The organism is Streptomyces sp. NPDC004752 (assembly GCF_053601275.1).
In genome coordinates this window covers 23,335-35,411 of the sequence record NZ_JBSGBN010000099.1, presented here as the reverse complement: position 1 = coordinate 35,411, position 12,077 = coordinate 23,335, and the positions used below count along the sequence as shown (strand labels likewise).

Here is a 12,077-nt window from a genome sequence, read left to right as displayed (position 1 = left end):
GCCCGGCCAACTCGGCTGCCTGGCCGCGGATTTCGGGGATGGCGGTGGTCTCCCACAGCTCGCCGCGGCGCGGCGCGCCGAGCGTGAACAGGGGCGCCCCGGTGCGGCCCCGGGCGTCCACGAGGCGCCCGTCACGGGTGGCGACGCCCATGCCGAGCGGGCCGGCGACCGCGGTACCGGCGGCGAACAGCGCGCGCCACAGCGGGTCGTCGGGGCGGCGCCCGGGGCCGGTGCAGTCGATCACCCATCCCACGTGCAGCGTCCGGCCGCCGGACAGCTCGACGCGGAGCCCCGCGTCGCCGTGGGCGCCGACCACCGTGCCGGTGTGGACGTGCAGTCGGCGGGCGGTGCGGGCGCGCGAGACGTGTTCGGCGGTGGCGGGGGCCATGCGGTGGCGGTGGGTGTTCCACAGGGCGCCCTCGCGGGCCAGGAACTCCTCCCGTTCCTCGGGGGTGAGGCTGCGCCACAGCCGGGTGGTGTGCGGGCGCAGGCTGTCCAGGGCGGGGCGCCAGTCGCCGTGGATACGTACGGAGCGGCTCAGATGCCGGTAGACGGCCCGGCGCAGTCGGCCGAGCGAGGCGTCGGGCAGGTCGGCGGGCGCGGGCATGGACCCGGCCGGGCCGAGCGCGTGCGGCTGCGGCAGCAGGCCGGTGCGGGAGAGGGCGTGCACCGTGCGGCCGGGGTGGTCGAGGGTGAGGGCGAGGTCGACGGCGGTCAGGCCGGTGCCGACGAGCAGCACGTCGGCGGTGTCGGCGCACGGGCCGTTAAGGGCGCCGGGCGCCCAGGGCGTGCCGATGAACCGGGGGGCCTCGCGCAGCCGGGGCGGGACCCAGGCGGCGGCCGGGGCGGCGGGTCCGGTGGCGAGGACGGCGGCGTCCGCGATCAGTGGTCCCCCGTCGGCGAGGCGGATCTCCACCCGGCCGTCGGGGGTGCCGGTACAGTCCTCCGCCCGGGTGCGCAACCGGCGTACGGCGACGGTGCCGTGGGCGCGGACGACTGCCCGGCCGAGGGCGTCGGCGAGATAGGCGCCGTAGCGGTACCGAGTGGCGAAGTCGGCGCCGGTGACGGCGGGTTCGCCGTGCCGGCACAGCCAGCGGGTGAAGTGTCCGGGGTCGTCGGGGTAGGCGCTCATGCCGCCCGCGGGGACGTTCAGGCGGTGCCGCGGGTCCCGGGTGGCGTAGGCGACGCCGCGGCCCGCCTCCGGGGCCGGGTCGATCAGGACGAGGTCTAGCGGGATCCGGCGACGGGCCGCCGTCTCGCAGAGCTGGACCGCGGTGAGGGTGCCCGACGCGCCGGCTCCCACGATGGCCACGGCGGGTCGCTTGCGGACTTCGGTCACGGATACCTCCGGCAGGATGGGTGAACTGCTTCTTCTCTGTTCGGACCTCTACGGACCTCTACGGACGTCTGCGGACCTCTTCGGACCTCTTCGGACTTCTGCGGACCTCTTCGGACTTCTGCAGGTCCCTTCGGATCGGTTTGGTGGGGAAGCTCTGCCGGGGCGGCGATCTCACCGGAAACTCAGGACAACCGATCGGCCGTTCATACTGTGCTCATGAGCGGACCGGCCCGAGCAACCCCGGTTCCGGACGTTCACCCGCGCGCCCCCGCAGGCCCATCCGTACGGGAACTTCGAACCCGTGCTCGGACACCAGGTGCCGGGCACTGTCGTCCGTGCAGTGGTTCGACGAACAGGACCAGACCTACCGGGACAGCGTCCTGCCCGGCCGTCAGGGCCCAGGTCGCCGCCGACGCCCGGGAATCGGGAATCCCTGGCCGCCGCCCGCGGTTGATCCGATCGCCAGAAAGAAGATGATCACTGTGACCGAAGCAACCGCGACCGCGGAGCCGGGGCGGAACGCGGTCGTCATCCGCGCCCGGTCCGACGAGGGCATGACCGTCCGGTTGGGCTCCAGGGCGCCCGGCACCTCGATGGAGATCCGGGACGTCTCCATGGACTGCGTCTACGGCGAGTCGTTCACGGAGTCCAGCCCGGAGGCATGCGGGCGGCTCATCCTGGACGTGCCGCTCGGCGACGCCAATCCGTTCCCCCGGCCCGAGGAAGTGGAAGAGTCCTGGAAGATCCTCGGCCCGATCGAGGAGTACTGGGCGGCGGACGGCGGGCCGGCGCAGTACGCGTCGGACGGCCGGAGACCCGACGAAGCCGACGAAGCCGACGAGATGCTCGCACGACACGGACGGAGCTGACGCAGGCCATGAAGATCGACCTGACCGACACCACGGCAAGCAAGATCAACAAGGCCCTCGTACAGGGTCGCCGTGCCATCGGCACCCCGGCGGTGGGCATGGTCCTGACGATGGTGATCGTCACGGACGAGGAGAACGCCTACGACTCCCTCAAGGCCGCCGAGGACGCCTCGCGCGAGCACCCCTCGCGCACCCTGGTCGTGATCAAGCGGCACGCCCGCACCCCCCGCGAGCGCACCCGGTCACGGCTGGACGCGGAGATCCGGGTCGGCTCCGAGGCAGGGACCGGCGAGACGGTGGTGCTGCGCACGTTCGGCGAGGTCTCCGACCACGCCGACTCCGTGGTGCTGCCGCTGCTGCTGCCGGACGCCCCGGTCGTCGTGTGGTGGCCGGTGGACGCGCCCGACAACCCGGCGAAGGACCCGCTGGGCACGCTCGCCCAGCGCCGGATCACCGACATGTACGCCGTGGAGCACCCGCTGGACGCCCTGGAGGCCCGGGTCCGCTCGTACGCGCCCGGCGACACCGACCTGGCCTGGACCCGGCTCACCCCGTGGCGCTCGATGCTGGCCGCGGCCCTGGACCAGGCCCGGGTGAAGATCACCTCGGCCGCCGTGGAGAGCGAGGCCGAGAACCCCAGCGCCGAGCTGCTCGCCCGCTGGCTGGAGGCGCGCCTGGGGGTCCCGGCGGAACGGGTCGTCACGGCCGGACCGGTGGTCACGGCCGTCCGCCTGGGCACCATGGACGGGGAGATCGTCATCGACCGGCCGGAGGGCCCGCTCGCCACGCTGACCCTGCCGGGGCAGCCGCCGCGCACCCTCGCCCTGAAGGTCCGGCCCACCTCCGAACTCATCGCCGAGGAGCTGCGCCGCCTCGACGCCGACGAGATGTACGCCATCGCCCTGCGCGGCGAGGGCACCAAGGAGAACACCTGACATGGCCGAGTCCCCTCATCCCGTGCTCACCGGGCGGCCCGAGTGGGTCGCGCTCGCCGACCACCGCGCCGAGGTCGACGGCCTCGCCCCGTCCACCAGCGCCCTCGTCGCCGGCTACCGCACGCTCAAGAACGTGTAGAGAGAAGAGTGAACTGATATGCAGCTCGGACTCATCGGCCTCGGCAAGATGGGCGGCAATATGCGCGAACGCATCCGCCGCGCCGGCCACACCGTCATCGGCTACGACCGCAATCCCGACCTCTCCGACGTGAAGAGCCTCCCCGAACTGGTCGAACGGCTCGACGCGCCGCGCGTGGTGTGGGTCATGGTCCCGGCCGGTCACGCCACCCAGTCGGTCGTCGACGAACTCGGCGATCTGCTGTCGCCCGGCGACACCGTGGTCGACGGCGGCAACTCCCGCTGGACCGACGACGAGAAGCACGCCGCGGAACTCGGCATCAAGGGCGTCGGCTTCGTCGACGCGGGTGTCTCCGGCGGCGTGTGGGGCCTGCAGAACGGCTATGCGCTGATGGTGGGCGGCGACAAGGAGCATGTCGAGCGACTGCACCCGATCTTCGAGTCGCTCAAGCCGGAGGGCCCGTACGGCTATGTCCACGCGGGCCGGGTCGGCGCCGGGCACTTCTCCAAGATGGTCCACAACGGCATCGAGTACGCCATGATGCAGGCGTACGCCGAGGGCTGGGAGCTGCTGGAGAAGGTCAACTCGGTGGACAACGTGCGCGAGGTGTTCCGCTCCTGGCAGCAGGGCACCGTCATCCGTTCCTGGCTGCTCGACCTCGCGGTGGACGCCCTGGACGAGGACGAGCACCTGGAGCAGCTGAAGGGTTTCGCGCAGGACTCCGGCGAGGGCCGCTGGACCGTCGAGGCAGCCATCGACAACGCGGTACCACTGCCGGCCATCACCTCCTCCCTCTTCGCGCGCTTCGCCTCGCGCCAGGACGACTCCCCGCAGATGAAGATGATCGCGGCGCTGCGCAACCAGTTCGGCGGCCACGCCGTCGAATCGGCGAAGGACTGACCGGCCGTGGGGGACCTCATACTGGTCCGCCACGGCGAGACGGAGTGGAGCCTGCCGGGACAGCACACCAGCACACCAGCCGGACCGACCTGCCGCTGACCCGGCACGGCGAGGAACAGGCCAAGCCCCTCGCTCCACTCCTGTCGAGCCTCACCACCCGCCAGATCCACCGCATCCGCCCCGGCTGGGACCTGTGGACGGACGGCGTACCGCCCGGCCCCGACGGGTACCCCGGCGAGTCACCCACACAGGCGGGACGGCGGGCCGACCCGGTGCTGTCCCGGATCGATACCATCCTCGCCCGGGACACCGGCGACGTGGTGCTCGTCGCCCACGCCCACTTCCCGCGGGTGCTCACCGCCCGCCGACTGGGGCTGCCGCCCGCCGAGGGCCGCCTCTTCCAGCCGGCGACCGGCACGGTCAGCCGACTGTCCGCGGAACACGGCCGACCCGTGATCGCGGAGTGGAACAGAACCGCCTGACGCCCCGGCCCGGATCACCCGCCGTGCCCGGGGCCGCAGCGGTACAGCAGGTACGGGCCGCCGTGCTCGCCGTAGGCGGCCGACGGCACAGACGCGCAGTGGACGACGGTCCAGCGGGCCACCGCGTCGGCCGGGGTCCGTCCGGCGCGGGGGTGCGCCACCACGTCGGAGCGGCGCAGCAGCACGAAACGCAGCCGACCGGTGTCGACCAGCCGGCTCAGGCCCGGCGGAGTGGGGAACCGGACGTGTCCGGTGTACCCGCCGACGGACAGCATGGGCGCGTTGGCCGCGATGACGTAGGGCGCGGCGACGGTCCAGCCGGGCACGGCCGCCAGATAGCGGGCGCCGTCACGGTGCGCGGTGAGGTAGGCCAGCAGCCGGTGCCGTGTGGGAGTCAGGGTCGTCAGCGTGTCAGCGGTGCGGGTGCTGCTCGGGCCGACCCGGCCGAAGCTGCCGGGCTGGTTGTAGCGCAGGGACAGCGCCGAGGCCGACCACAGGGCGGGTATCAGCAGGACCGCGGTGAGAGCGATGGCCGTTCCGGCCGTGACGGCATGCCTGCGCCGCACACCGATCAGGGCGAGCCCGGCCAGACAGAGGACACCGGCGGCGGGCGCCGACCAGCCGAAGAACCGCGGGTAGCACAGCGCGAGGGCCGCGCACCAGGCGACGTTGACGGCGATCACCACCGGGAGGAGCCAGGCCGCACGGCCCCCGGCCCGGACCGCCCGCCACCCCTGGACGACCCCGGCGCCGGCCAGCGCCGACAGGGCCACCGCGACGACGCCCATGTAGTACGTGTGACCGGTCACGCTGCCGAAGCTGAACACCACGAAGAAGGTGACCAGCCACACCCCCCACAGCAGATGCCCGGCGAGCAGACGGTCGGTGCGCGGCACGCGCCGCCGCCACAGCGCCACCAGGCCGCCGACCAGCCCGAGGGCCGCGAGCGGGTACAGCCATCCCGTCTGGGTGGCGAGGCCGGGACTGAACATCTTCCAGACGCTGTCGCCCATGCCGACCGCGTGGACACCGCCCGGGTGCGCGGGCCGGCCGGTGACGATGCTGCCGCTGCCGACCGCGTCGACGCCGACCGCGTGGAAACGGGTCAGAAAGTTGTAGCCGACGACCATGCCGAACGCCGAGTTGTCGGTGGTGCCGTCGATATAGGGCCGGGACCCGGCCGGGGTGAGGGTGGCCACCAGCATCCACGACAGCGACACCGCCACCGCCACCGCGCCGGCCAGGACGACATGACCGGCCCGGCGACGCCATGGGGCGGGGGCGGCGACCAGGTAGGTCACGGCCAGCGCGGGCAGCACCGCCCATGCCTCCAGCATCTTGCACTGGAACGCCACGCCCACCCAGAAGGCCGCCGGCAGCAGGGTGCGCGGCCGGGCCCGTTCGGTCGCGCGCTGGGTGGCCTCGGCGGCGAGGAGCAGCAGCAGGACGAACGGCGCGTCCTCGACCACCGACCGCCCCACGCCCACGGTCACCGGGGTGAGCGTGAGGAAACCGGCCGCCGCGAGACCGGCGGGTACCCCGGCCCAGCGGCGCACCACCAGATGGAGCAGAAACACGCAGGCCACGCCCTCGACGGCCTGCGGGAACACCAGCGCCCACGGGTGGAAGCCGAACGCCAGCGCCGACAGGGCCTGGGGCCACAGGAACCCGGGCAGCTTGTCGAGGGTGATCGAGTTCGCCGGGTCGAAGGAGCCGTAGAGGAAGGCGACCGGGTTGTCGGTCATGCTGCGCGCGGCGCTCGCGTAGAAGGCGTGGTAGGTGCTGTCGTCGATGCCCCAGAGGAAGAGCAGCGCGGCGAGGGCCGCGATACACAGGAGCACCGGACGCTCGTAGCGGTCGGCACGGGTGCGCGGCGCGGCCGGGGGCGGCGGCGGGCCCGTGCGGACCTCGGTGCGTGGTTCGCTGACGGTGCTCGGCATGAACGGCCTTCCAGGGCAGCCGGGTCGACTCGGGTCCGGAACGCGGGGCGCATTCCGGGACTTTCGTGAGTATGGGTCGGCCAACCCGTACGGACCATGAAACGAAGTGAGATCTCACCGCCCTCTCACCCGCCCCACACCGGGCCCCTCGGTCGGTACGGGGCCACCCGACGTGCTGCGCCGCGAGAGGCCGAGGCCAACGACGGTGCCCCGTCAAGAGACCTATTCGGCCGCCCCCCAAAGGGGCGCGGGGCTGTGTCCATATGCGGCTCCGCCGCGATGGGGGTCCCCCCTGTTCGAGCGAAGCCGAGAACTTGGGGAAGCAACCAGCCACAACGCTCCCGCAGCCGACCAACGACACTTGGAGGCACCGTTCACCCAGCGGAGCGTCACCGCGTACCACCCGAGCGAAGGAGAGCGATGGCACAGCTGCGACAGGAAGTCGACCCGGACGAGGCCGGTCTTGACCCGAAGGCGCTGGACCGCCTCGACCAGTACTTCGCCCAGCACGTCGACGAGGGCCGACTGCCCGGCTATCTGGTGTCCGTCGCCCGCGGCGGCCGCGTCGCCCATCTCACGGCGTACGGCCATCGTGACCGGGCGGCCGGGCTGCCGGTGGAGCCGGACACGCTGTGGCGGATCTACTCGATGACCAAGCCGGTCACCGCGGTCGCCGTGCTGCTCCTGGTGGAGGAGGGCCTGCTGTCCCTGGACGATCCGCTCGACCGGCACCTCCCGGCCTTCGCGAACCCGCGGGTGTACGAAGGCGGCTTCGGCACCGAGGTCACCACCCGCCCGGCCGAGGGCCCCGTGCTGATCCGGCATCTGCTCACCCACACGGCGGGCCTGACGTTCGGCTTCTACCACTCCCACCCGGTCGACGCCCTGTACCGGGCCGCCGGCCTGGAGTCGTCGGTGCCGCCCGGCGCGAACCTCGCCGAGACGATCGACGTGTACGCCGGGCTGCCGTTGCAGTTCGAGCCGGGCACGCGGTGGAACTACTCGGTGGCCTCCAATGTGCTGGGCCGGGTCGTCGAGGTGGTCTCCGGGCAGCCGCTCGACGCGTTCTTCGCCGAGCGGATCTTCCGCCCGCTGGAGATGCCGGACGCCGGATTGTACCTCGTGCCCGAACAGGCCGACCGCCTCGGCGAGTTGTACGGGGAGACCGAGGGCGGCGGCATCGAGCCGATCCCGGGTCTGCCGCTGCGCGGCCGCCCCCGGTTTCTGTCCGGCAGCGGCGGCATGGTGGCCACGGCCTATGACTACCACCGGTTCGCGGAGATGCTGCGCCGGGGCGGCGAGTTGGACGGCGTCCGGCTGCTGCGGCCCCAGACGGTGGCCCTGATGACCCGCAACCAGCTGCCCGGCGGCGCCGACCTGCGCGCCTTTGGCGCCCCCGCGCACCGGGAGCCGGGTAACGACGGGGTCGGCTTCGGCCTCGGCGTCTCCGTGGTGATCGACCCGGACCGCACCGCGGCCCCGGCCGGGCCCGGCACCTACGGCTGGAGCGGGGTGGCGACGACGACCTTCTGGGTGGACCCGGGCCGTGATCTCACCGTGCAGTTCATGACCCAGGTGCGGCCCAGGACGCTGAAGGTGTTCCCGGAGCTGAAGCGGCTGGTGCACGAGGCGGTGGTGGACTGAGTCCGGCCGGGGAGGTGCCGCCGCGGCCCTCATCAGGACCAGTGCGCCACCGCGTCCAGATGGGGCAGATGGTGGTCGAGGCGCTCCCGCTTGGTCCGCAGATACGTGATGTTGTTCTCGCACGGCGGGATCAGCAGCGGTACTTCCTCGGCGACCTGGATGCCGTGTCGCAGCAACGACTCGCGTTTGCGCGGGTTGTTGGACATCAGCCGCACCGAGGTGACGTCCAGGTCGCGCAGGATCGCGGCGGCCACGCCGTAGTCGCGGGCGTCGACCGGCAGCCCCTGGGCGAGGTTCGCCTCGACGGTGTCGAGGCCCTCCGCCTGCAGGGCCATCGCGCGCAGCTTGGCGAGCAGTCCGATGCCGCGGCCCTCGTGCCCTCTGAGATAGATGACGACGCCACTGCCCTCGGCGACCACGGCGCGCAGCGCGGAGGCGAGTTGGTCGCCGCACTCGCAGTGCTGGGAGCCGAACGCGTCGCCGGTGAGGCACTCCGAGTGGAGCCGGGTCAGCACGTCCTCGGCGCCGAGGTCACCGTGGACGAGCGCGACCTGCTCGTCACCGCGGTCGTGGTCCAGATAACCGATGGCCTGGAATTTCCCGTACGCGGTGGGCAGCGGTGCGTTCACCACGCGTTCCACGCCCGAACGCCGTGTGGACTTCGGGCCGAGTACGCCGATGTTTTCTGTCATGATCTGGTTCCTAAGCAGAGACGAAAGGCCAGGGAAAGATGAGTGGTTCGGGCGCGCACGCGGCGGCATACGCGGCATACGGGGTGCTGCCGACGGACACCACAAAGGACGTGCGGACGCGCGGTGCGGGCGTCTCGTCACAGGTCGCCGTCCTTCCCGTGGGGAGTTTCGAGCAGCACGGTCCGTTCCTTCCGCTGGCGACCGACACGCTGGTCGCCTGCGCCGTCGCGCGGGAGATCGCCGCGGCGTACCCGGTGCACCTCCTTCCTCCGGTGACGGTGTCCTGCTCGCACGAGCACGCGGCCTGGCCGGGAACCGTGAGTATCTCCGCCGTGACCCTGCACGCGGTGGTGCGGGACATCGCGGCGTCGCTGCGCGGGTCCGGCGTCGACGCGCTCGCCGTGGTCAACGGCCACGGCGGCAACTACGTGCTGGGCAACGTGGTTCAGGAGTCCGCCGCGCGCGGGGAGCGGATGGCGTTGTTCCCGGCCGCCGAGGACTGGGAGAGGGCCCGGGAGCGGGCCGGGGTGCGCACCTCGCTGCTGACCGACATGCACGCGGGGGAAATCGAGACCTCCATTCTGCTGCACGCTCATCCCGAATGGGTCCGTCCTGGTTACGAGTCCGCCGATGTCATCGCGGACGACCGACGTCATCTGCTCACCGCGGGAATGTCCGCCTATACCGAATCCGGGGTGATCGGCCGTCCTTCTCTGGGGTCGGCGGAAAAGGGGAAGAATCTGCTGGCGAGCCTCGCGGAATCCTTCGCGGGATATTTCACCCTGCTCGCCTCCGGGGCAGCGGCGGCCGGCGGAGCCGGGAACGGGGCGTCGGCGGAGGGCGGTTCGGCCGTGCGTGAGTGAAGTCCCGCGCACCAGCGGGCGATCAGGACGGCGAGGCCGGGCAGGCTCGCCGCGAGGCCGAGCACCCCGTACACGACGGCCGTGGCCAGTCCGCTGTTCACGCCCAGGCCGGCGGCGCCGAACGCCCAGGCGGTGACGCCCTCCCGGGGGCCGAAGCCGCCGATGTTCAGGGGCAGGCCCATGGCGATCAGGGCGAGGACCGCGAGGGGCAGCAGCGCCGCGACGGAGGCCGTCGAACCGGCGGCCCGGGCCGCCACCACGAACATCGCGAGGTGTCCGGCCAGGACGACCGCCGAGGACACGGCGACGCCGGGCCAGTTGGCGCGGGAGAACAGTCCCTCGCGGGCCTCGGCGAGGGCGGTGCGCAGGGTGCCGCGACGGCGGGAGGGGGCGCGGTTCATACGGACGGCGAGGACGACGGCGCAGGCGCCGACCGCGGCGAGGGCCGTCGGCGGGGCGAAGTCCCGGGCACCGTCACGGACCGGGGACGGCAGTGTGAGCAGCGCCGCCGCGCCGACCACGGCCAGCGCGACCTGCCCGGCGGCCCGCTCCAGCACGACCGAGCGGACGCCGCGCCCGATGTCCCCGGCGCTCTGCCCGTGCCGGACCGCCCGGTGCACATCGCCGAGCACGCCGCCGGGCAGGGCCGCGTTCAGGAACAGCGCGCGGTAGTAGTCGGCGACGGCCGACCCCAGCGGCAGCCGGATCCGCAGCCCTCGGGCCACGAGTTGCCAACGCCAGGCGCTGAACACGGTGGTGACGACGCCGATGCCCACGGCGACGAGCAGCGTCCGCAGGTCGATCCGCCGCAGCCCGTCCAGGAACACCCCGGTCCCCAGACGCCACAACAGCACCCCGAGGATCCCGGCCCCGACCAGGGCACCCAGACGCCCGCACACGGCGCGGCGCACCGCCGACATCCCCCGCCGCCCGCCCCGGGAACCCCTGCGGACGGGGCCTGCCGGGCGGGGGTGCGCGAACGGGTCGTCGCGCGGGGGCGTTGCGGCGGATACGGACGTGGCGTCGGGCAGGGGTGCGGGCACGTGCGCGGTGCCGGACCGGTGCGCGACGGCGGGCGGCGCCGGGCTCGCCGGTGAAGTACCGGGCGGGTCGGGCATGCCGGGCGTGCCGGGCCGGTCGGGGAGCGTCGCCGCGGCGCCGGGCGCGGGCGGAGCGCCGAGCGGGATCGCGGGCCGCGGGTGCTGCGGGATCGCGGCCCGCAGGTTCTGCGAGTGCTCAGGGTGCGGGTTCTGCTGGTGCGCTTGGTGCCGCTGGGCCGGTGGAACCGGGCGGGTGCGGTCGGTGCGGGCCGGGGTGTGCGGCCTGCTCCCGGGGCCCGCCGCGCGCGGAGTCATGAGGCGTGGCCCGTCGGGCGGACCAGGGCGAGCAGGTCGGTGTGGTGGACGACGACCTGCAACTCGCCCGCCGCGCAGGCCGCCAGGCGGTCCTGGAGGTAGCGGTCGGCGCGCTGCGCCAGGTCGGGGCGCTGCTCGACGGCCGCGCCCACCCAGCCGCGCAGCCACTGGGCCGTCAGCGCGGACTCCTCGGGCCCCAGGCGCCAGGGGCTCGGGCGTAGTTGCACCGTCGCCCCGCGGGCGGTGAAGGTGTCGCAGGTCACGGTGACGGCGTCGGGGCCGAGCAGGCGCGTGCGCCGCTGGTGGGCGTTGAACGCCTCGGTGATGTCCGCGTCCAGCGGGTCGGCGGGGGTGAGGTGGACGCGTCCGGCGACCGAGAGGGTCAGCAGCGCCGGGCAGCCCGCTCCCACGCAGGCCCCGGCGAGCGTTTCGACCTCCTCGCGGGTGAGGACGTCGAGCAGCGCGGACGCCGTCACCAGCGAGGCGCCGGTCAGCGCGTCCGGGGTCAGCCGGGCCACGTCGCCGCGTCGTGTCTCCACGGTGATCCGGCTGCCGTCGGCGGCGGCGCGCGGGGAGCCCACGGCGGCGAAGTGCAGCAGGTAGGGGTCGCGGTCGTGCAGGATCCAGTGCTGGGCGCCGTCCAGGCGGGGCGCGAGCCAGCGGCCCATCGACCCGGTGCCGCAACCCAGGTCGTGCACCACCAGCCCGTCGGCCCGGCCGGGCAGATTGGCGAGCCGGATCCGCAGCGGGTCCAGCAGGTCCACCGCCCGGGCCGTGGCGTCGGCCGGCTCGCGCAGTTCGAGCCACTCGGGCGCGTACCGCGGCGGCTCCTGCGGCCCGGACTCGCGCAGCCGCACGGTGGGCCGCTCCCCCGGCCGCGGCACCGGGCCGGGGGCCATGACCGGCCCGGCCCCCTCGC

The 12,077-nt window shown here is 73.4% G+C and carries 9 protein-coding genes and 3 pseudogenes; 7 read left to right on the top strand and 5 right to left on the bottom strand.

Annotated elements, in window-relative coordinates:
- Positions 1 to 1,339: FAD/NAD(P)-binding protein (locus tag ACWEKM_RS32655; protein WP_451624871.1), on the bottom strand; the 1,339-nt coding region annotated here is incomplete at its 3' end.
- 488 nt (positions 1,340 to 1,827) lie between these two features.
- Here ACWEKM_RS32655 and ACWEKM_RS32650 point away from each other — a divergent pair.
- The 5 genes and pseudogenes from ACWEKM_RS32650 to ACWEKM_RS32630 form a co-directional block, all read left to right on the top strand.
- A pseudogene (locus ACWEKM_RS32650) lies at positions 1,828 to 2,208 on the top strand (glucose-6-phosphate dehydrogenase); the annotation flags it as partial.
- An 8-nt stretch (positions 2,209 to 2,216) separates the two neighbouring features.
- Positions 2,217 to 3,143, top strand: coding sequence for a glucose-6-phosphate dehydrogenase assembly protein OpcA (opcA, locus tag ACWEKM_RS32645; protein WP_451624870.1), 927 nt, complete (start codon positions 2,217 to 2,219; stop codon positions 3,141 to 3,143).
- Between the two features lies 1 nt (position 3,144).
- Positions 3,145 to 3,282 carry a hypothetical protein gene (locus ACWEKM_RS32640; protein WP_451624869.1) on the top strand — a complete coding sequence of 46 codons (138 nt, stop codon included), beginning with the start codon at positions 3,145 to 3,147 and terminating at the stop codon, positions 3,280 to 3,282.
- Positions 3,283 to 3,300: 18 nt separating this feature from the next.
- Positions 3,301 to 4,182: a phosphogluconate dehydrogenase (NAD(+)-dependent, decarboxylating) gene (gnd, locus tag ACWEKM_RS32635; RefSeq protein WP_451624868.1), complete on the top strand. Its 882-nt coding sequence runs from the start codon at positions 3,301 to 3,303 to the stop codon at positions 4,180 to 4,182.
- Positions 4,183 to 4,188: 6 nt separating this feature from the next.
- Positions 4,189 to 4,664: pseudogene (locus ACWEKM_RS32630) on the top strand (histidine phosphatase family protein).
- A 14-nt stretch (positions 4,665 to 4,678) separates the two neighbouring features.
- Here ACWEKM_RS32630 and ACWEKM_RS32625 read toward each other — a convergent pair.
- Positions 4,679 to 6,604 (bottom strand): glycosyltransferase family 39 protein, encoded by a 1,926-nt coding sequence (locus ACWEKM_RS32625; protein WP_451624867.1) that lies wholly within the window; start codon positions 6,602 to 6,604, stop codon positions 4,679 to 4,681.
- 420 nt (positions 6,605 to 7,024) lie between these two features.
- Here ACWEKM_RS32625 and ACWEKM_RS32620 point away from each other — a divergent pair, with 420 nt between their 5' ends.
- Positions 7,025 to 8,248, top strand: coding sequence for a serine hydrolase domain-containing protein (locus ACWEKM_RS32620; protein ID WP_451624866.1), 1,224 nt, complete (start codon positions 7,025 to 7,027; stop codon positions 8,246 to 8,248).
- 32 nt (positions 8,249 to 8,280) lie between these two features.
- On the opposite strand, the gene ribA is transcribed toward ACWEKM_RS32620, so the two are convergent.
- Positions 8,281 to 8,940 (bottom strand): GTP cyclohydrolase II, encoded by a 660-nt coding sequence (ribA, locus tag ACWEKM_RS32615; RefSeq protein WP_451624865.1) that lies wholly within the window; start codon positions 8,938 to 8,940, stop codon positions 8,281 to 8,283.
- A gap of 38 nt (positions 8,941 to 8,978) precedes the next feature.
- On the opposite strand from ribA, the gene ACWEKM_RS32610 reads away from it, so the two are divergent.
- Positions 8,979 to 9,803: a creatininase family protein gene (locus tag ACWEKM_RS32610; RefSeq protein ID WP_451624864.1), complete on the top strand. Its 825-nt coding sequence runs from the start codon at positions 8,979 to 8,981 to the stop codon at positions 9,801 to 9,803.
- A gap of 113 nt (positions 9,804 to 9,916) precedes the next feature.
- On the opposite strand, the pseudogene ACWEKM_RS32605 reads toward ACWEKM_RS32610, so the two are convergent.
- A pseudogene (locus tag ACWEKM_RS32605) lies at positions 9,917 to 10,723 on the bottom strand (lysylphosphatidylglycerol synthase transmembrane domain-containing protein); the annotation flags it as partial.
- 431 nt (positions 10,724 to 11,154) lie between these two features.
- A complete protein-coding gene (locus ACWEKM_RS32600; RefSeq protein WP_451624873.1) occupies positions 11,155 to 12,057 on the bottom strand; it encodes a class I SAM-dependent methyltransferase in 903 nt (300 codons plus the stop codon).
- Between the last annotated feature and the right edge of the window lie 20 nt (positions 12,058 to 12,077).